This window comes from Pseudomonas sp. YL2 (assembly GCF_023063025.1).
GTDB classification, from domain to species: Bacteria; Pseudomonadota; Gammaproteobacteria; order Pseudomonadales; family Pseudomonadaceae; genus Aquipseudomonas; species Aquipseudomonas putida_A.
Map to the genome: position 1 here is coordinate 200,848 of NZ_JAJSLU010000004.1, position 20,577 is coordinate 221,424.

Below are 20,577 nucleotides of genomic sequence, written 5' to 3' on the forward strand. Positions count from 1 at the left end.
CATATTTCCTGGAAAGAGTTCAAGTCAAGGCTAACGACCGGGCAGGCAAAAGGTTTAGGCACACGGTAAGCAGCTGTCATCAATCGATCATCAACTCGACACAATGACGACATCGCCTCAATCGACACTGAGGTCATGACGACAGCTCTGCATATCACCCTGATCAGCGAAACCTTCCCACCGGAAATCAACGGAGTGGCCAATACCCTTGGTCGCTTGTGCGATGGCTTGCGCGCGCGTGGGCATCAGGTGGAACTGGTGCGACCGCGCCAGGCGGGAGATCCGCAGCGCGTCGAGGACGATGCCTTGCTGTTGTGTCGAGGCTGGCCGTTGCCGGGTTATCCCGGTCTGCAATGGGGACAGTCGTCGATGCACAAGCTGCTGCGGCGCTGGAAGCGTCATCGCCCGGACGTTTTGTACATCGCCACCGAAGGCCCGCTCGGTTTGTCGGCGTTGCGTGCGGCACGGCGTCTGGGGATCTCGGTGGTCAGCGGCTTTCACACCAATTTTCAGCAGTACACCAATCAGTACGGACTGAGTTTGCTGACGCGCTTGCTCACGCATTATCTGCGCTGGTTTCACAACCGCTCGGCGATGACCCTGGTGCCGAGCGTCAGTCAGCGCCTGGAACTGGAGCGTCGGCATTTCGACCGCCTCGCCCTGCTCTCCCGCGGCGTGGACAGCCAGTTGTTTCACCCGGCCAAGCGCCTGAACGGCTTGCGTGAGCAATGGGGCCTGAGCGAGCAGGACATCGCGGTGATTCACGTCGGCCGGCTGGCCCCGGAAAAGAACCTCGGCCTGCTCAAGCGCTGCTTCGACACCCTGTGCGGCACTTATCCACAGCGCAAGCTGAAGCTGATCGTGGTCGGCGACGGGCCGCAACGGCCTGCGCTGGAAAAGGAGCTGTCCGAAGCGATCTTCTGTGGTTCACAACGCGGCGAAGTACTGGCGGCGCACTATGCGTCCGGCGACATCTTTCTGTTCCCGAGCATGACCGAAACCTTCGGCAACGTGGTGCTTGAGGCGCTGGCGTCAGGGCTGGGGGTGGTGGCTTACGATCAGGCTGCGGCGGCGCAGCACATTCGCCATGGCTACAACGGCGTGTTGGCGATGCCCGGTGATGAACAAGCGTTCTGCGATGCGGCGGCGTGGTTGCTGGAGGAGGATGAGACCTTGCGTTGCGTGCGCCTGAATGCGCGCCAGCATGCCAGTCGTCAGGGGTGGGCGGCGATCATCGAGCAATTTGAAAAGCACTTGCGTGGGGCGTGTCTGCGGGAGCAGGTGGTGCCGAATGCGCAGACATTACCTTAGATCTTTGCTGATTTTGAACCTGCCTTCGCGAGCAGGCTCGCTCCCACAAGGGATCTTCAGTGAACACAGATTCTGTGAACCCAGAGAAACCTGTGGGAGCGAGCCTGCTCGCGAAGGGGTCGGTAATGGCGACGCTTAAACCAGCGTCATCAACGCCTCACGGCTGAACGGCAGAATATCCTGCTCACGCCCTTCACGGACTTTCAGCGCCCAGTCCGGATCCACCAGCAGCGCACGGCCCACTGCCACCAGATCGAACTCGTCGTTGTTCAGACGCTCCAGCAGTTTCTCCAGGCTTGCCGGTTGCGCGACCTTGTCGGTGTTAACCATGAACTGCAGGAACTCGCCGTCCAGGCCGACGCTGCCTACGGTGATGGTCGGTTTGCCGGTCAGTTTGCGCGTCCAGCCGGCCAGGTTCAGCTCGGAACCGTCAAATTCAGGCTCCCAGAAACGCCGCGTCGAGCAGTGGAAAATGTCCACCCCGGCGTCGGCCAACGGCTTGAGGAATTCGCCCAGCGCCTCCGGGGTCTGCACCAGACGCGCGGTGTAATCCTGCTGCTTCCACTGCGAAAAACGGAAGATGATCGGGAAGCCTTCACCGACTGCCGCACGCACCGCTTGAATCAGCTCGATGGCGAAGCGCGAACGGTTGGCCAGGCTACCGCCGTATTCGTCGGTACGCTGGTTGCTGCCTTCCCAAAAGAACTGGTCGATCAGGTAACCGTGGGCGCCGTGAATTTCCACGCCGTCCATGCCGATGCCTTGCGCATCTTTGGCGGCCTGGGCGAACGCGGCGATCACGTCCTGAATGTCCTGTTTGGTCATGCCGTGCACCACGACCTGACCATCCTTGAGTTTTTCCGTCGGGCCGTAAGCCGGGACGCTGGCGTCCGGCTCGGTGCCGATGCGGCGCACGCTGCCGACATGCCACAGTTGCGGAACAATCTTGCCGCCCTCGGCATGCACCGCGTCGACGACTTTTTTCCAGCCGGCCAGTGGCGCTTCGCCGAAGAACTGCGGCACATTCGGGTAACCGTTGGAAGCCTTGTGACCGACGGTGGTGCCTTCGGTGATGATCAGGCCAACACCGGCCGCAGCGCGGCGACGGTAGTACTCGATCACTTTGGAATTGGGTACGCCACCCGGGGAAAACGAGCGGGTCATCGGCGCCATCACCACGCGGGTCGGCAGTTCGAGGGCACCGAGGTGGAACGGTTTGAACAGGGCTTGCACCGGCATTGGAAGGCTCCACAGGGAATGACTTTATGACGGCGATAATATGAACCGTCAGCGCCTCTGAACAGCACTATTGATCTGAATGATTAAGGGTCAAAAGTCAGGCAAAAAAAATCGCAGCTCGATGGCTGCGATTTTTGTGTTTCAGCCCAGCGCTTTTTCAATCGCGTGGACAATGGTCGGATCATCCGGCGGCGTGCGCGGCGAGAATCGCGCCAATACCCGGCCATCCTTGCCGAGCAGGAATTTCTCGAAGTTCCAGGTGATATCCCCCGGAAACTCCGCCCCCTCGCCCGCCAGCAAACGGTACAGCTGATGACGATCATGGCCGTTGACTTCAAGCTTGCTCGACAACGGGAACGTCACGCCATAGTTCAGGCTGCAGAACTCCTGGATTTGCTGTTCGGTACCTGGCTCCTGACCGGCAAACTGGTTGCACGGCAGGCCCAGCACACTGAAGCCCTTGCCCTTGAATTGCTGGTAGAGGTTTTCCAGCGCCGCGTACTGTGGGGTCAAGCCGCATTTGGAGGCGACGTTGACCACCAGCACGACTTGGCCTTTGAAAGGCGCCAGCGGTAGCTCCTGACCATCCAGGGCTGTCAACTTAAGGTCGTGAAAAGCACTCATGACGGACTCCAGATTCCCGTGTTCTACTCGAAACAGCCACTTGGCGAGAGCACCAAGGACAGCCGCGGACTAAAAAGGCGCCCGCAGGCGCCTCTCCAGTACTCGAAGCTTAGCGCAGAAAATCAGTGGTGATGGCCACCTTCGCCATGGACGTGGCCATGAGCGACTTCTTCCTGGCTGGCGTCACGGATAGCAACGACCTTCACTTTGAAGTTCAGGCGCTGACCGGCCAGTGGGTGGTTGCCGTCGACGGTGACGTCGTCGCCGTCCAGGTCACGGATGGTCACGATCTGCATCTGGCCGTCCGGCGCCGAAGCGTGGAACTGCATGCCGACTTCCAGCTCGTCAACGCCTTCGAACATGCTGCGGCTCAGGGTGCTGACCAGTTCGGCAGCATATTCGCCGTAAGCGTCTTCCGGCTCAACGGACACTTCCAGCTCATCACCAACAGCTTTGCCTTCCAGAGCTTTTTCCAGGCCCGGGATGATGTTGCCTGCGCCTTGCAGGTAGACCAGCGGAGCGCCGCCGGCGGAGCTGTCGATGACCTCACCAGCGTCGTTGGTCAGGGTATAGTCGATGGAGACAGCCTTATTGGCGGCGATCAGCATGGGGCGAGACCTTTTGCAGAAGAATATAGAAAGGCCAAGTTTAGCGAAGCAATCGCGCGAAAGCGAACACAACCCGGACAAACGGGATTCGACGCTCACCGGCTTCCATCAGGATGAAGACGGTCACTGGGTGGTCGAGCTTTCCTGTGGCCACACCCAGCACCTGCGTCACCAGCCGCCGTGGCAATCGCGGCCATGGGTCCTGGACCCGGCGCAACGTATTGAAAAAATAGGCCAACCCTTTGCCTGCGGTTGGTGCGCACAAGGCTCGGTTAGCGATAACCTTGGCGACTGAATTGCGGTAGGCGGTCACGTATAGATCGCCACCATTGCCATGCACCTTTAGAGAATCCGCATGCAAACTTTTTTTATCGCGCCCACCGATTTTGGCGTGGGTCTGACCTCCATCAGCCTCGGGCTGGTGCGTACCCTGGAGCGGGCCGGATTGAAAGTCGGCTTCTTCAAACCGATTGCCCAGCCGCATCCGGGCGACACTGGCCCGGAGCGCTCCACCGAACTGGTGGCGCGCACCCACGGCCTGAAACCGCCGCAGCCACTGGGCCTGGCCCATGTCGAGCGGATGCTCGGCGACGGTCAGCTTGACGAGTTGCTCGAAGAAATCATCGCCTTGTATCAGCAAGCTGCCATCGGCAAAGACGTGCTGGTGGTCGAAGGCATGGTGCCGACCCGTAGCGCCAGCTACGCCGCGCGGGTCAATTTGCACCTGGCGAAAAGCCTGGATGCCGAGGTGATTCTGGTCTCGGCCCCGGAAAACGAAGTGCTCGCCGAACTTTCCGGTCGCGTGGAATTGCAGGCGCAATTGTTCGGCGGCCCGAAAGATCCAAAAGTCCTCGGCGTAATCCTCAACAAGGTCAAGACCGAGGAGAGCATGGATGCCTTCGCCACACGATTGAAGGAGCATTCGCCGTTGTTGCGCAGCGGTGATTTCCGCCTGCTCGGCTGCATTCCGTTTCAACCCGAACTCAATGCACCGCGTACCCGCGACGTCGCCGACCTGATGGGCGCGCAGGTGCTGAACGCCGGCGATTACGAAACCCGGCGCATGACCAAAATCATCATCTGCGCACGGACCATGCGCAACACTGTGGAGCTGCTCAAGCCCGGCGTACTGGTGGTGACCCCGGGTGATCGCGACGACATCATCCTCGCGGTCAGCCTCGCGGCACTCAATGGCGTACCGCTGGCCGGGCTGTTGCTGACCAGCGACACCCTGCCCGATCCACGCATCATGGACCTATGCCGTGGCGCGTTGCAGGCCGGTCTGCCGGTGCTGTCGGTGAGCACTGGCTCCTACGACACCGCCAACCTGCTCAATGGCCTGAACAAGGAAATCCCCATCGATGACCGCGAGCGTGCGGAGATCATCACTGACTTCGTCGCCAGTCATCTCGACGCCAAATGGCTGCATCAGCGCTGTGGCACCCCGCGGGAAATGCGTCTGTCGCCAGCGGTATTCCGCTACCAACTGATTCAACGGGCGCAGTCGGCGAACAAACGCATCGTCCTGCCCGAAGGCAGCGAGCCGCTCACCGTGCAAGCGGCGGCGATCTGCCAGGAGCGCGGCATCGCCCGTTGCGTGCTGCTGGCCAAACCCGAAGACGTCGAAGCCGTGGCCCGTGCGCAAGGTATCGAGTTGCCGCCAGGGCTGGAGATTCTCGATCCGGACTTGATTCGCGAGCGCTACATCGAGCCGATGGTCGCCCTGCGCAAAAGCAAAAGCCTCAACGCGCCGATGGCCGAACAGCAACTGGAAGACACCGTGGTGATCGGCACCATGATGCTCGCGCTGGATGAGGTCGACGGCCTGGTCTCGGGCGTGATCAACACCACTGCCAACACCATTCGCCCGGCCCTGCAACTGATCAAGACCGCACCGGGCTGCACGCTGGTATCGTCGGTGTTCTTCATGCTGTTCCCCGAAGAAGTGCTGGTCTATGGCGACTGCGTGATGAACCCGCACCCGAGCGCCGCCGAACTGGCGGAGATCGCCCTGCAAAGCGCTGATTCCGCAGCAGCATTCGGCATCACCCCGCGCGTGGCGATGATCAGTTACTCCAGCGGCGAATCGGCCAGCGGTGAAGAAGTCGAGAAAGTCCGCGAAGCCACCCTGCTCGCCCACGAGCAACAGCACTCGCTGCTGATCGACGGCCCGCTGCAATACGACGCCGCTGCCAACGCAGACGTCGCCCGGCAACTGGCGCCGAACAGCCAGGTGGCCGGGCGCGCCACGGTATTCGTGTTCCCCGACCTGAACACCGGCAACACCACCCACAAAGCCGTGCAGCGCAGCGCCGACTGCGTCAGCCTCGGCCCGATGCTGCAAGGCCTGCGCAAACCGGTGAACGACCTGCCGCGCGGCGCGCAGGTCGACGACATCGTCTACACCATCGCCCTGACCGCGATTCAAGCCGCCAACCGACCTATGGATGTGTAAATGCTGGACTTCCTGCCCGCCCCGATTCGCGGCGTGATCGCCGCGCTGCTGTTGGCACTCAATACGATTCTGCTGTGCTCGTTCCTGTTCTGCGTCGCGCTGATCAAAGTGCTGCCCTTCGACCTCGCCCGCCGCGCCTCACTGTGGCTGATGAGCCACACCCACGAAGCCTGGATCAGCAACAACAAAGGCTGGATGAACCTGGTGCGCCGCACCCGCTGGCACATCAGCGGCCTGCAAGGTCTGGACTACCAACACTCATACCTGATCACCAGCAACCACCAGAGTTGGGTCGACATCCTGGTGCTGCAATACGTGCTCAACCGCCGCATCCAGCCGCTGAAATTCTTCCTCAAGCAGGAGCTGATCTGGGTTCCGGTGATCGGTCTGGCCTGGTGGGCGCTGGGCTTCCCGTTCATGAAGCGCTACTCCAAGGCCTATCTGGAAAAGCACCCGGAGAAGAAAGGCAAAGACCTGGAAACCACGCGCAAGACCTGCGCGAAATTCCGCAACAACCCGGTGGGGATTTTCAACTTCGTCGAAGGCACGCGCTTCACCGAAGGCAAACATGCGCAACAGCAGTCACCGTTCAAATACCTGCTCAAACCCAAGGCGGGTGGCATCGCCTTTGTGCTTGATGCGATGGGTGAGCAACTGGAGTCGATCGTCAACGTGACCATCCACTATCCGGGCGGGCGTCCGGGTTTCTGGGATCTGCTGTGCGGCAACGTGCGCGACGTGGTGGTGCACTTTGAAGAACTGAAAATCCCGCCGGCCTTCATCGGCAAGAACTACGACCAGGACGGCGAATATCGCCTGCAATTCCAGGGCTGGATCAACCAGCTATGGCAGGACAAGGATGCGCTGCTGGAACAGATGCACCGCGAATTCCCAGACAAACGTTAATCCCCTGTAGGAGCGAGCCTGCTCGCGATAGCGGTGGAACAGCCACTCCCAATGTTGAACGACATACCGCTATCGCGAGCAGGCTCACTCCTACAGTTGGATGGAGTGCATTCAGTTAGAGCTTGGTCGGCTGTCAGACCACCTTCGCGAGCAAGCTCGCTCCTACAGTTTGGGTTGGGTGTGTTCAGTTAGGGATTGGTCGGCTGGCAGGCCGCCTTCGCTGGCAAGCCAGCTCCCACAAAATCAAGATCAAAAGATCGCAGCCTGCGGCAGCTCCTACAGGGAAGATAAGTACAACCCGCACGCGGCGCATGCCGCCCCACTCCAGGATGAGCGCAAGCTCGGCTGTCGCTCTTGATCTTGATCCACGGGCGACGTCGGAAGGCTGAGTGGAGGGATTGATCCGGGGGTGGGAGCGCAGCGACCGTTTGGCGAAGCCAAACACAGCGAGAGGAGGTGCAGCGAAGCAAACCGGAGGCGCTGCGCCCGGATCAATCCCGCAGCGAAGGAACCCCGAGCCCCAGCGAGTGGGCCGAACGCAGGAGCAAGCCTTTTGGGTTACCTTTTCGGCGTTTGGAAAAGGTGACTCGCCGTAAGGGCGAAACCCTAAGTAGCCGTTACCGCAGCAACGGATATACACCCAACCCCCCCAGAGCATGGCCAGCCCAAAGGCCGCCACCGCCGAAAACCAAATGCCCCCCAATAAAAAACCCGCCGATGATCACTCATCCGCGGGCCTTTTATTTCCGACTAAAGCTTAAATCGCGCCACGCTTGCGCAGCAGATCCAACACCTGCTTGACGCTCTCTTCCAACGACAGCGACTGCGTGTCGATCACCAGATCAGCATTCAGCGGCACGTCATACGGGAACGACTCACCCGGAATATTATCGCCACCCGCAGCATACAAGCCCTGCGGATCACGCTCGGCACACACCGCCGGCGAGGCCTGCACATAAACCGTCAGCAGACGCTCCTTGCCGATCAGATCCTTGGCCTGCTCACGACCTTCAGCACTCGGCGCAACAAACGCCGCCAGGGTCAACAGACCCGCCTCGTTGAACTGACGCGCCACATGCGCAGCACGCCGCCAGTTCTCGGTCCGACCGGCACGATCCTGCGGCAGCCCTTTGTTCAGGTCGTGACGCAGATTCTGACCATCGAGCACAAACACCGCACGGCCCATGTCGAACAGCTTGCGCTCGACCGCGTAGGCCAGCGTGCTCTTGCCCGCGCCCGACAGGCCGCTGAACAGCACGGTCGCTGGCTGCTGGCCGAAACGCTGGGAACGTTCCTCAGTGGCAACGTGAGCCAGTTTGCCGTGGTGCGAGGCAGTCCCATGAGCCACTGGCTGAGCGACGATCATGCCGGCGCCGACGGTGCCGTTGGTCAAACGGTCGATGACGATGAACGCGCCGGTGGTGCGGTTGCTGTCGTAACCGTCGAGGGCGATCGGCGCGTCGAGCGCGATCTTCACCTTGCCGATTTCGTTGAGCTGCAACGCGCTCGCCGGGCCTTCTTCGAGGGTGTTGACGTCGACCTTGTTGACGATGCTGGCAATCGAGCCCGGCACGTAACTGGTGGCGCGCTTGATGTCGTATTTCTTGCCCGGCAGCATCGGCTCTTCAGCCATCCACACCAGCATCGCTTCGAAGCTGTCGGTGACCGGCGGCACGTTGTCGGCATGCACCAGCAGGTCGCCACGGGAGATGTCGATTTCGTCTTCCATGGTCAGCGTCACCGCTTGACCCGGGCCGGCCTGCTCCAGCTCACCTTCGAAGGTGACGATGGATTTGACGCGGCTGCTCTTGCCCGACGGCAGAACCACCACTTCGTCGCCCTTGTGCACGATGCCGCTGGCGAGGGTGCCAGCGAAACCACGGAAGTTCAGGTTCGGACGGTTGACGTACTGCACCGGGAAACGCAAATCGGTGAAGTTGCGGTCGCCCGCCACTTCCACGGTCTCGAGAATTTCCATCAGCGACTGACCTTTGTACCAAGGCGAGCGCTCGGACTTGTTCACCACGTTGTCGCCCTTGAGGGCAGACATCGGCACGAAGTGCATGCTGGTCGGCTTCATCTTCAAGCCTTCGGCGAACTTCAGGTAGTCGGCCTTGATCGACTCGAACACGCCTTCATCGAAGTCTTTCAAGTCCATCTTGTTGATGGCGACGACGATGTGCTTGATGCCCAGCAACGAGGCGATGAAGCTGTGGCGACGGGTCTGGGTCTGCACGCCGTAACGGGCGTCGACCAGAATGATCGCCAGGTCACAGGTGGAGGCACCGGTGGCCATGTTGCGGGTGTACTGCTCATGGCCAGGGGTGTCGGCGATGATGAATTTGCGTTTGGCGGTGGAGAAATAGCGGTAGGCGACATCGATGGTGATGCCCTGCTCACGCTCGGCCTGCAGGCCATCGACCAGCAACGCCAGGTCGATGTCGTCACCGGTGGTGCCGACTTTCTTCGAATCGCGAGTGATAGCTTCCAGGTGATCTTCGTAGATCATCTTGGAGTCGTGCAGCAGGCGCCCGATCAGGGTGCTCTTGCCGTCATCGACGTTACCGCAGGTCAAAAAGCGCAGCAGCTCTTTACGTTCGTGCTGGCCCAGGTAGGCGAGGATGTCCTCGCTGATCAAATCAGATGCGTGCGACATGACAACCCCTTAGAAATAACCCTGACGTTTCTTGTCTTCCATCGAGCCTGCGCCATCGTGGTCGATGACCCGGCCCTGGCGCTCGGAAGTTCGCGTCAGGAGCATTTCCTGAATGATGTCCGTGAGGGTTTCAGCCTCGGACTCCACCGCGCCCGTCAACGGGTAGCAGCCAAGGGTACGGAAACGCACTTTCTTTTTGACGATACGTGCCTTGTCCTCGTCGGACAGGTGTTCGAGGATACGGTCGTCGTCGATCATGATCAGCGTGCCGTTCTTCTCGATCACTTCGCGCTCGGCGGCGAAGTACAGCGGCACAATCGGGATGCCTTCGAGGTAGATGTACTGCCAGATGTCCAGCTCGGTCCAGTTCGACAAGGGGAACACCCGAATGGATTCGCCCTTGTTGACCTTGCCGTTATAGACGTTCCACAGCTCAGGGCGCTGGTTTTTCGGGTCCCAGCGGTGCTTGCTGTCGCGGAACGAGTACACGCGCTCTTTGGCACGGGATTTCTCTTCATCGCGACGAGCACCGCCGAACGCGGCGTCGAAACCATGCTTGTCGAGCGCCTGTTTCAGGCCCTCGGTCTTCATGATGTCGGTGTGTTTGGCGCTGCCGTGGGTGAACGGGTTGATGTTCTGCGCCACGCCATCGGGGTTGATGTGGGTGATCAGGTCCAGGCCCAGCTCTTCGACCATCTTGTCGCGGAACTTGTACATCTCCTGGAATTTCCAGCGAGTGTCGACGTGCATCACCGGAAACGGCAGTTTGCCCGGGAAGAACGCCTTGCGTGCCAGATGCAGCATCACGGCGGAGTCTTTACCGATGGAGTACAGCATCACCGGGTTGTCGAACTCGGCGGCCACCTCGCGGATGATGTGGATGCTTTCCGCCTCCAGCTGTTTCAGATGCGTCAGTTTGTCGACCATGGCTACTCACGAAAGCTTTCTTATGAACGGCCAGCGGGCCGTGTTCGAGCGGGGAATCCTAGCACAGCGACCTCTTCTAATCAGGACGCCTACTAGATCGAAAGGGCATATGAATATGCCTGCCGGTTCGGCCGGGCAATGCTGTTCCTGAGGGAGCGGGCTTGCTCGCGAAAGCGGTGTGTCATTCAACATCGCCGCTGATTGAACCACCGCATTCGCGAGCAAGCCCGCTCCCACACTGAAATGAGTTTTAGCCTTAGATCGGGTTCGGGCAATCGATGAAGATGTGTTCGAGGGCGAAACGTTTTGCCAGGTAGTCACCCAGCGCCTGCACGCCATAGCGCTCGGTGGCGTGGTGGCCGGCGGCGATGAAGCTGATGTCGTTTTCCCGCGCGCTGTGGAAGGTCTGCTCGGAGGCTTCACCGCTGAGGAACAGATCGACACCCGCCGCCACGCCCTGATCGATATAACCCTGCCCGCCACCGGTACACCAGCCAACTCGACGAATCATCCCACTGCCCTCGACCAGCAGCGGCTCGCGGCCCATGACGTCTTTAACCTTGCGGGCGAAATCCCTTGGGGTCATTGGCTCGCTCAACGACCCGACCAGTCCGACAATTTTGAGGTTGTCCGGATCCAGTGGCCCTTCAACGGTAATGTCCAGCTGACGCGCCAGTTGCACGTTGTTGCCAACCTCCGGATGCAGATCCAGCGGCAAGTGATAGGCGAGCAGACTGATGTCGTGCTTGAGCAAAGTCTTCAAACGCCGCTGCTTCATGCCGGTGATGCACGGGTTCTCGCCTTTCCAGAAATAACCGTGATGCACCAGCACCAGATCCGCTTCGGCTTCCACCGCAGCATCGAGCAAGGCCTGACTGGCGGTGACGCCACTGACGATGCGCATCACTTGCGGTCGGCCTTCGACCTGCAGGCCGTTCGGGCAATAATCGGCGATTTTCGCACTGCCGAGGTAACGGTCGGCTTCTTCGACGAGGGTGCTGAGGGCGACGGCCATGAAAGACTCCTGAAAATCCCGTTCAGAGGCGCGCGCGGCCTCGTATAATGCGCGACATTATGGGCGGTCTGACCCCGCCTGCAACTTTTCCAGGACGTGCTTAATGCTCAAGGCGCTGCGTTTTTTCGGCTGGCCGCTGTTGGCCGGTGTGCTTATCGCTCTGTTGATTATTCAGCGTTACCCGCAGTGGGTCGGGCTGCCGAGCCTCGATGTCAACCTGCAACAGGCCCCGCAAACCACCAGCGTGCAGCAGGGACCGGTGTCCTATGCCGACGCAGTGACCATCGCCGCACCGTCGGTGGTCAACCTTTACACCACCAAGGTCATCAACAAACCGGCGCACCCGCTGTTTGAAGACCCGCAGTTCCGGCGCTTCTTCGGTGACAACTCGCCGAAGCAGAAACGCATGGAATCGAGCCTCGGTTCCGGGGTGATCATGAGCCCGGAAGGCTACATTCTGACCAATAATCACGTGACCACCGGCGCCGACCAGATCGTGGTGGCGCTCAAGGACGGTCGCGAAACCCTCGCCCGGGTGATCGGCAGCGATCCGGAAACCGACCTCGCGGTGTTGAAGATCGACCTGAAAAACCTGCCGGCGATCACCGTCGGCCGCTCCGACAGCATCCGCATCGGCGATGTCGCGCTGGCCATCGGCAACCCGTTCGGGGTCGGCCAGACCGTGACCATGGGCATCATCAGCGCCACCGGGCGTAACCAGTTGGGCCTGAACAACTATGAAGACTTCATCCAGACCGACGCGGCGATCAACCCGGGCAACTCCGGCGGCGCGCTGGTCGATGCCAACGGCAACCTCACCGGCATCAATACGGCGATCTTCTCCAAGTCCGGCGGCTCGCAGGGCATCGGTTTTGCGATCCCGGTGAAACTGGCGATGGAAGTAATGAAATCGATCATCGAGCACGGTCAGGTGATTCGTGGCTGGCTCGGTATTGAAGTGCAGCCGCTGACCCAGGAACTGGCCGAGTCGTTTGGCCTGTCCGGGCGCCCGGGGATTGTCGTGGCGGGGATCTTCCGCGATGGCCCGGCACAGAAGGCCGGCCTGCAACTGGGTGACGTGATTCTGAGTATCGACGGCGAACCGGCCGGTGATGGCCGCAAGTCCATGAACCAAGTGGCGCGGATCAAGCCGACTGACAAAGTGACCATTCAGGTCATGCGCAACGGCAAAGAACTGAAGCTCACCGCTGAAATCGGCCTGCGTCCGCCGCCTGCACCAGTGAAAGAAGAAGAGTAAAACTTTATTCGCGCCGAGTGCGCGAATGAAAGACACTCTCAACAGGCATGTTATATTGTTTCAATTTAACGATTGGAACAACATAACATGTCGTCTCGAAAAAAGGCTTCGCTGCTTGGCCTGACCCTGGGCCTGCTGGGCGATCCGGTCTTCGCCGAAGATCCGCAACCCCTCGAACTCGACGCCATCAGCGTCACTTCCGATTATGAATCCCCCAGCGGGCCGGTCAGCGGCTACCGCGCGACGCGCTCCGCCAGTGCAACCAAAACCGACACCGCCATCCGCGACATTCCCCAAGCGATCAGCGTGGTGCCGGCCAGCGTGCTCAAGGATCTGGGCAGCCACAATGTCGAACGCGCACTGGAATTTGCCGGCGGCGTGTCGAAGCAGAACAATTTTGGTGGCCTGACGCTGTACGAATACAGCGTACGCGGCTTCACCACCTCGGAGTTCTACAAGGACGGTTTCAGCGCCAATCGCGGCTACCCGAGCACGCCGGACGCGGCCAATGTGGAGCGCATCGAAGTCCTCAAAGGCCCGGCCGCGAGCCTGTATGGCCGTGGCGATCCTGGCGGCACGGTGAACATCGTCACCAAAAAGCCGCAGCCCGAAGCGTTCACCACCCTGCAGACCAGCGCTGGCAGCTGGGATCGTTATCGCACGGCACTGGACGTCAATACGCCGCTCGACGAGCAGGGGGACGTGCTCTCGCGGATCAACCTCGCGGTCGAAGACAACCACAGCTTCCGTGATCACGTCGACAGCCAGCGGGTCTTCGTCGCACCTTCGATCAGTTGGCAACTGAGCCCGGACACTTCGTTGTTGGTGGAAAGCGAAATCGTCCGGCACAACTCCACGTTCGACCGAGGAATCGTCGCGCCGAACAACAAATGGAGCGGCGTTTCGCGCTCGACCTTCCTCGGTGAACCGAACGACGGCAACATCGACAACCACAACAACCTGCTCCAGGCCACCCTTGAACATCACCTCAACGACAGCTGGAAACTGCGTCTGGCCAGCCACTACAAGGAAGGCAAACTGTGGGGCGACGCGTCTGAAAGTCGTGCGCTGAACGCCGATGGTCACACGGTCAACCGACGCTACCGCGAACGGGACACTAACTGGCACGACAGCATCACCCAATTGGAGCTGCGCGGTCTGTTCGACCTCGGCTCGTGGCAGCACGAACTGCTGATCGGCACCGAGTACGAGAACTACCGCAAGAACGAACGCGTCACTACCATCGCTGGCGGTCCCTACGCCATCGACATCTACAAGCCGATCTACGGCCAACCAAAACCCAACGGCCCACGCTCGGGTACTGACTTCTTCGAACACGTCGAAAGCCACGCACTGAACCTGCAGGATCAAATCATCTTCACCGACAAACTGCGCGGGATGATCGGCGCACGCTTCGAACATTTTGATCAACGCATCGACGATCACACCCGCGATGCCAAAAGCCAGCAGACTCACGACGCCCTCACCCAACGCGCCGGCCTGCTCTATCAGTTGACGCCGAACACCGGCCTGTTCGCCAACGCCTCGACCTCGTTCAAACCGAATAACGGCCTCGACGCCTCCGGCAAATCCTTCGATCCCGAAGAAGGTGTCGGTTACGAAATCGGGATCAAGAACGAACTGTTCGACGAGCGCCTGAGCAGCACCCTCGCCTTCTTCCACATCGACAAGGAGAACGTCCTCGCCCTCGACCCGGGCACCGACACCAGCCGCGCGATGGGCAAGGCGCGCAGTCGCGGTTTCGACTGGCAAGTGACCGGGCAAGTGACCGATGCCGTGCGGGTGATGGGTGCCTTCGCTTACATCGACGCTGAAGTGACCAAGGGCGACGCGGCAATCCCGACCGGCAGCCGCATCCTTGGCGTGGCCAAGCGCAGTGGCAGCCTGCTCGGTGTGTACGAATTTCAGGACGGCCATTTGCGCGGCTCGGACGTCGGCGCGGCGTTCACCTATGTCGGCGATCGCTCCGGTGAAGCCGGCGGTGATTTTGAAATGCCGGCCTATCACACCGTCGATCTGCTGGCCCATTACAAAGCCAGCGACAACGTCACGGTTGGCCTGAACCTGAACAACCTCTTCGACGAAAAATACTACGAGCGCTCCTACAGCAATTACTGGGTCAACCCCGGCGAGCCGCGCAATTTCACCATCAGCCTGACACTCAACCTGTAAAAGGACGTCACTATGCAATACGGCAAAACCCTGCTGATCATCGCCGCTTTGTTCGTCACTCAAGCCTCGGCCCATGGCCTGTGGACAGAACAACGGCGCGGCAATATCGAAGTGATCTACGGCCACGGCGCCGAGGACAATGCCTTCAAGGCGCAGAAAATCAGCGGCGCCTGGGCCTATGACACAAGCGGCAAAATGATCCCGGTCAGCGTCGAACGCCTGCCCGATCACGCACGTCTCAAGCCTCTCAAGCCGCCGGCAGTACTGGCCGTCGCACTGAACAACGGCATGTGGTCGCAAACCGCCGACAAGAGATGGATCAACGACGGCCGCAGCAAAGTGCCGGGCGCTGTCGAAGCCACCGAGACGTTCAAGTACAGCCTGGCGATTTATCAACCGGGGGCGAAGTTGCCAAAGCTTGATCAGATCAAATTGCTGATTCTGCCGGAAGTCGATCCGCTGACGGTCGGGCCGGGGAAATCATTGCCGGTGCGGGTGTTGCTCGATGGCAAACCGGCAGCGGGCGTGAAGCTGATTGGCGACTATCGTAATGCACCGAACACCCTGAGCACTGAAACGGACAAGGACGGACGCGCGCAGGTGCTGGTGCGTAATGAAGGGTTGAATGTGATTGCGGCGCAGGTGGAAGTGCCGGTGAAGGACAGCGCGGATGTGAACAGTCGCGGGCTGTTCAGTTCGCTGACGTTCCTTGGCGAACCGCATCACGAGTAGATCGCGGGTATTGGCGGTGTCCCCTTCGCGAGCAAGCTCGCTCCCACAGTTTAACCGCGTACCTAATGTGGGAGCGGGCTTGCTCGCGAATGCGGGTCAGAGGTTGCCGAGGCCGTCGATCAGCGCCTGGTTCTGCTCCGGTGTACCGATCGAGATCCGCAGGAACTGGGCAATCCGCTCCTGCTTGAAGTGACGCACGATCACACCCTGCTCGCGCAGTTTGGCTGCCAGCCCTGCTGCATCGTGTTGCGGGTGACGGGCGAAGATGAAGTTCGCCGCCGAAGGCAGCACTTCAAAGCCCTTGGCCTGCAATTGCGCGATCACCCATTCACGGCTCTCGATCACCAGACGGCAGGTCTTGTCGAAATACTCGCGATCCTCGAACGCTGCCGCCGCACCGACAATCGCCAGGCGATCCAGCGGATAGGAGTTGAAGCTGTTCTTGATCCGCTCCAGCGCTTCGATCAGATCCGGATGACCCACCGCCAGACCAACGCGCAGGCCGGCCAGCGAGCGCGACTTGGACAGGGTCTGGGTCACCAGCAGGTTCGGATAACGATCCACCAGGCTGATCGCAGTTTCGCCACCGAAGTCGATGTACGCCTCATCCACGACCACTACCGAATCCGGGCTGGCCTTGAGGATCTGCTCGACCGCCTCCAGCGCCAACAGGCAACCGGTCGGTGCGTTCGGATTGGGGAAAATGATCCCGCCGTTCGGTTTGGCGTAGTCCGCCGGGTTGATCTGGAACTGCGCGTCCAGCGGCACGGCATCGAACTGGATGCCGTACAGACCGCAATACACCGGATAGAAGCTGTAGCTGATGTCCGGGAACAGCAGCGGCTGCTCGTGTTGCAGCAGACCGTGAAAGATGTGCGCCAGCACTTCGTCCGAACCATTGCCGAGGAACACTTGATTGCTCTGCACGCCGTAGTAGTTAGCGACGGCGTTTTTCAGCAGATCGCTGTTCGGGTCCGGGTACAGGCGCAGGTTGTCGTTGAGTTCGGTCTGCATCGCCGCCAGGGCTTTTGGCGACGGGCCGTAGGGGTTTTCGTTGGTGTTGAGCTTGACCAGTTTGGTCAGCTTTGGCTGCTCGCCCGGCACATACGGCACCAGATCCTTGACGAACGGGCTCCAGAATTTACTCATGTTCACTCCCCCTGCCCTGGCAGAAAGTCTGCGTCTTTGATGCGGTATTCGGCGCTGCGTGCGTGCGCACTCAGGGATTCGCCACGGGCCAGCACCGAAGCGGTCTTGCCCAGCTCGGAAGCACCGGCCTCGGAGCAGAAGATGATCGACGAACGTTTCTGGAAGTCGTACACACCCAGCGGCGAGGAGAACCGCGCGGTGCCGGAGGTCGGCAACACGTGGTTCGGGCCAGCGCAGTAGTCGCCCAGCGCCTCGGAGGTGTGACGGCCCATGAAGATCGCACCGGCGTGACGGATCTGCGGCAGCCAGGCTTGCGGGTCGGCCACCGACAATTCGAGGTGTTCCGGGGCGATGCGGTTGGCGACTTCAATGGCTTGCGCCATGTCCTTCACGTGAATCAACGCACCACGGCCATTGATCGAGGTTTCGATAATGGTTGCGCGGTCCATGGTCGGCAGCAGTTTGTCGATGCTCGCAGCGACCTTGTCGAGGAATTCGGCGTCCGGGCTGACTAGAATCGCCTGGGCGTCTTCGTCGTGCTCGGCTTGGGAGAACAGATCCATGGCGATCCAGTCCGGATCGGTCTGACCGTCGCACACCACGAGGATTTCCGACGGGCCGGCGATCATGTCAATGCCGACCTGACCGAACACGTGACGCTTGGCGGTGGCGACATAGATGTTGCCCGGGCCGACGACCTTGTCCACCTGCGGCACGCTTTCAGTGCCGTAAGCCAGCGCGGCAACCGCTTGCGCACCGCCGATGGTGAACACCCGGTCAACGCCGGCAATGCAGGCCGCCGCCAGCACCAGTTCATTGATTTCACCGCGCGGGGTTGGCACGACCATGACCACTTCGGTCACGCCGGCGACCTTGGCCGGAATCGCGTTCATCAACACCGACGATGGATACGACGCCTTGCCGCCCGGCACATACAGACCGGCCCGATCCAGCGGTGTGACCTTCTGCCCGAGTACGGTGCCGTCGGCCTCGGTATAGCTCCAGGAATCCTGTTTCTGTTTTTCGTGGTAGCTGCGCACCCGCGCCGCGGCTTTTTCCAGCGCTTCGCGCTGTGCCACGGTGATGCGGGTCAGCGCCAGTTCCAGACGCTCGCGCGGCAGAATCAGGTCAGCCATCGACGCCACTTCGAGGCCGTCGAACTTCTGGGTGAATTCGACCAGCGCCGCGTCACCGCGCTCGCGCACCGCCTTGATGATGTCCAGCACGCGCTGATTGACCGAGTCGTCAGACACACTTTCCCAGCTCAGCAGATGATCCAGATGATGCGCGAAATCCGGGTCAGCAGCGTTGAGTCGGCGAATTGCAGTCGGTGCGGTCATAGCGAGAGCCTCATAGGAATGGCAAAAAATCAGGCGCCCTAACTTAGCAGTCGTTTCCGCTTGGGCACCTGAGATTCTGGCTATGAGGCGGATAGACGGGCGCGACTCAAGGTCACGCAGGTGAATCAGCCGCGGTGTCGCGATTCCACTGCGTTGCGCAGGGTATCGATCAACGCCTGGATTCGGGCGTGTTGCATCTTCATCGAAGCCTTGTTGACCACCAGGCGCGAGCTGATCGTGGCGATCAGTTCCTGAGGTTCCAGGCCATTGGCGCGCAGGGTGTTGCCGGTGTCGACCACGTCGATGATCTTGTCGGCCAGGCCGATCAGCGGCGCCAGTTCCATCGAGCCGTAGAGCTTGATGATGTCGACCTGACGGCCCTGCTCGGCGTAGTAACGCTTGGCGACGTTGACGAACTTGGTCGCCACGCGCAGGCGGCCCTTGGGCTCGGCCGCGCCGATCTTGCCGGCGGTCATCAGCTTGCACTGGGCAATCTGCAGATCCAGCGGCTCGTACAGGCCCTGGCCGGTGTATTCCATCAACACGTCTTTACCGGCGACGCCGAGGTCGGCCGCGCCATGCTCGACATAGGTCGGCACGTCGGTGGCACGCACGATCAACAGACGTACGTCATCCTGAGTGGTGGGGATGATCAGCTTGCGGCTCTTGTCCGGATTCTCGGTCGGCACGATGCCGGCTTCAGCGAGAAGCGGCAGAGTGTCGTCAAGGATGCGGCCCTTGGACAGTGCGATAGTCAACATGGGAAACGTCAGTCCTTATCAAGGTACTCATGCCCGGTCGCAATCGGCGCCGGACACACATCGAGCCGGATACCGGCTCGACTCGAAACAAATTCAGTGGACACGTCCCTGTGTCCGCATGCAGCAATCAGCCCGGAACGCGACGGATCTTGGCGCCCAGCATCTGCAGTTTTTCTTCGATGCACTCGTAACCACGGTCTATGTGGTAGATGCGGTCGATCAGGGTGTCGCCTTCGGCCACCAGTGCCGAGATCACCAGGCTGGCCGAAGCACGCAGGTCGGTGGCCATCACTGGCGCGCCCTTCAGGACTTCAGTACCGGTGACGATCGCGGTGTTGCCTTCGACCTGGATCCTGGCGCCCATGCGGTGCAGTTCGTACACGTGCATGAAACGGTTTTCGAAGATCGTCTCGATCACTGCACCGGTGCCTTCGGCAATGGCGTTGAGCGAGATGAACTGCGCCTGCATGTCGGTCGGGAACGCCGGGTACGGCGCGGTACGCACGTTGACCGCTTTCGGGCGCTTGCCGTGCATGTTCAGCTCGATCCAGTCTTCACCGCAGGTGATTTCCGCACCGGACTCACGGAGCTTTTCCAGGACCGCTTCAAGAATGGTCGGATCAGTGTCCTTGACCTTCACGCGGCCACCGGTGACCGCAGCGGCCACCAGGTAGGTGCCGGTTTCGATACGGTCAGGCATGACTTTGTAGAAGCACGAACCCAGACGCTCGACGCCATCGATGGTGATGGTGTCGGTACCGGCGCCGGATACCTTGGCGCCCATGGCGTTGAGGAAGTTCGCCAGGTCAACCACTTCAGGCTCGCGCGCAGCGTTCTGCAGCACGCTGCGACCCTTGGCCAGGGCGGCTGCCATCATGATGTTTTCGGTACCGGTCACGCTGACGGTATCGAAGAAGAAGTGCGCACCGCGCAGACCGCCTTCAGGCGCCTTGGCCTTGATGTAGCCGCCTTCGACGTCGATCACCGCGCCCATGGCTTCGAGGCCACGAATGTGCAGGTCGACCGGACGCGAACCGATCGCGCAACCGCCAGGCAGGGCGACTTCGGCTTCACCGAAACGGGCAACCATCGGGCCCAGTACCAGGATCGAGGCACGCATGGTTTTCACCAGTTCGTACGGCGCGATCAGGGTCTTGATGGTGCGCGGGTCGATTTCGACGCTGAGTTTCTCGTCGATCACCGGCTCGATGCCCATGCGACCGAACAGCTCGATCATGGTGGTGATGTCGTGCAGGTGCGGCAGGTTGCCAACGGTCACCGGGCCATCGCACAGCAGGGTGGCAGCCAGAATCGGCAGGGCGGAGTTCTTCGCCCCGGAGATACGGATTTCGCCATCAAGACGAACGCCACCGGTAATAATCAATTTATCCATAAGAATCTCG

General features: G+C 60.6%; 17 protein-coding genes. 7 read left to right on the top strand and 10 right to left on the bottom strand.

The genetic code is table 11. The features are described from left to right. Nucleotides 1-111: 111 nt before the first annotated feature. The gene (locus LVD08_RS08310; RefSeq protein WP_247267979.1) at nt 112-1,311 is read left to right on the top strand and encodes a glycosyltransferase family 4 protein; all 1,200 of its coding nucleotides are present in this window, start codon (nt 112-114) and stop codon (nt 1,309-1,311) included. A 135-nt stretch (nt 1,312-1,446) separates the two neighbouring features. Here LVD08_RS08310 and LVD08_RS08315 read toward each other — a convergent pair whose 3' ends face one another. The 3 genes from LVD08_RS08315 to LVD08_RS08325 form a co-directional block, all read right to left on the bottom strand. Next, nucleotides 1,447-2,550 carry an NADH:flavin oxidoreductase gene (locus LVD08_RS08315; RefSeq protein WP_247267900.1) on the bottom strand — a complete coding sequence of 368 codons (1,104 nt, stop codon included), beginning with the start codon at nt 2,548-2,550 and terminating at the stop codon, nt 1,447-1,449. A 141-nt stretch (nt 2,551-2,691) separates the two neighbouring features. After that, nucleotides 2,692-3,174, bottom strand: a complete 483-nt coding sequence (locus tag LVD08_RS08320) for a glutathione peroxidase (protein ID WP_027610864.1) — start codon at nt 3,172-3,174, stop codon at nt 2,692-2,694. A gap of 122 nt (nt 3,175-3,296) precedes the next feature. Continuing rightward, nucleotides 3,297-3,782, bottom strand: a complete 486-nt coding sequence (locus LVD08_RS08325; RefSeq protein WP_007968032.1) for an FKBP-type peptidyl-prolyl cis-trans isomerase — start codon at nt 3,780-3,782, stop codon at nt 3,297-3,299. Here LVD08_RS08325 and LVD08_RS08330 point away from each other — a divergent pair. From LVD08_RS08330 to LVD08_RS08340, 3 genes are read left to right on the top strand one after another with little or no spacing between them, the layout of a single operon-like run. Next, nucleotides 3,751-4,077, top strand: a complete 327-nt coding sequence (locus LVD08_RS08330) for a DUF3565 domain-containing protein (protein ID WP_247267901.1) — start codon at nt 3,751-3,753, stop codon at nt 4,075-4,077. The genes LVD08_RS08325 and LVD08_RS08330 overlap by 32 nt on opposite strands. A gap of 60 nt (nt 4,078-4,137) precedes the next feature. Continuing rightward, nucleotides 4,138-6,237, top strand: a complete 2,100-nt coding sequence (pta, locus tag LVD08_RS08335) for a phosphate acetyltransferase (RefSeq protein ID WP_098967230.1) — start codon at nt 4,138-4,140, stop codon at nt 6,235-6,237. After that, nucleotides 6,238-7,143 (top strand): acyltransferase, encoded by a 906-nt coding sequence (locus LVD08_RS08340; protein ID WP_047597834.1) that lies wholly within the window; start codon nt 6,238-6,240, stop codon nt 7,141-7,143. Between the two features lie 757 nt (nt 7,144-7,900). Here the strand turns inward: LVD08_RS08340 and cysN are convergent. From cysN to LVD08_RS08355, 3 genes are all read right to left on the bottom strand, one after another. Continuing rightward, entirely contained in the window at nt 7,901-9,799 is a 1,899-nt protein-coding gene (gene cysN / locus LVD08_RS08345) for a sulfate adenylyltransferase subunit CysN (RefSeq protein ID WP_027610861.1), read from the bottom strand. Nucleotides 9,800-9,808: 9 nt separating this feature from the next. Further along, entirely contained in the window at nt 9,809-10,726 is a 918-nt protein-coding gene (gene cysD / locus LVD08_RS08350; RefSeq protein WP_003221715.1) for a sulfate adenylyltransferase subunit CysD, read from the bottom strand. A 256-nt stretch (nt 10,727-10,982) separates the two neighbouring features. Next, complete coding sequence (locus LVD08_RS08355) at nt 10,983-11,741, bottom strand: Nif3-like dinuclear metal center hexameric protein (RefSeq protein ID WP_027610860.1); 759 nt, start codon at nt 11,739-11,741, stop codon at nt 10,983-10,985. A 103-nt stretch (nt 11,742-11,844) separates the two neighbouring features. Between LVD08_RS08355 and algW the strand changes: the two genes are divergently transcribed. From algW to LVD08_RS08370, 3 genes are all read left to right on the top strand, one after another. Further along, nucleotides 11,845-12,999: a Do family serine endopeptidase AlgW gene (algW, locus tag LVD08_RS08360; protein ID WP_096795365.1), complete on the top strand. Its 1,155-nt coding sequence runs from the start codon at nt 11,845-11,847 to the stop codon at nt 12,997-12,999. 87 nt (nt 13,000-13,086) lie between these two features. Continuing rightward, nucleotides 13,087-15,192, top strand: coding sequence for a TonB-dependent siderophore receptor (locus LVD08_RS08365; protein WP_247267902.1), 2,106 nt, complete (start codon nt 13,087-13,089; stop codon nt 15,190-15,192). Nucleotides 15,193-15,204: 12 nt separating this feature from the next. Beyond that, a complete protein-coding gene (locus tag LVD08_RS08370; RefSeq protein WP_247267903.1) occupies nt 15,205-15,924 on the top strand; it encodes a DUF4198 domain-containing protein in 720 nt (239 codons plus the stop codon). Between the two features lie 96 nt (nt 15,925-16,020). On the opposite strand, the gene hisC is transcribed toward LVD08_RS08370, so the two are convergent. The 4 genes from hisC to murA all read right to left on the bottom strand — a co-directional run bounded on the left by hisC (nt 16,021) and on the right by murA (nt 20,567). After that, nucleotides 16,021-17,073, bottom strand: a complete 1,053-nt coding sequence (gene hisC, locus LVD08_RS08375) for a histidinol-phosphate transaminase (RefSeq protein ID WP_027610856.1) — start codon at nt 17,071-17,073, stop codon at nt 16,021-16,023. Between the two features lie 2 nt (nt 17,074-17,075). After that, the gene (gene hisD / locus LVD08_RS08380; protein ID WP_096795361.1) at nt 17,076-18,413 is read right to left on the bottom strand and encodes a histidinol dehydrogenase; all 1,338 of its coding nucleotides are present in this window, start codon (nt 18,411-18,413) and stop codon (nt 17,076-17,078) included. Between the two features lie 125 nt (nt 18,414-18,538). Further along, nucleotides 18,539-19,174: an ATP phosphoribosyltransferase gene (hisG, locus tag LVD08_RS08385; RefSeq protein ID WP_007967226.1), complete on the bottom strand. Its 636-nt coding sequence runs from the start codon at nt 19,172-19,174 to the stop codon at nt 18,539-18,541. A gap of 127 nt (nt 19,175-19,301) precedes the next feature. Further along, nucleotides 19,302-20,567 (bottom strand): UDP-N-acetylglucosamine 1-carboxyvinyltransferase, encoded by a 1,266-nt coding sequence (gene murA, locus LVD08_RS08390; protein WP_027610854.1) that lies wholly within the window; start codon nt 20,565-20,567, stop codon nt 19,302-19,304. Nucleotides 20,568-20,577: the final 10 nt, after the last annotated feature.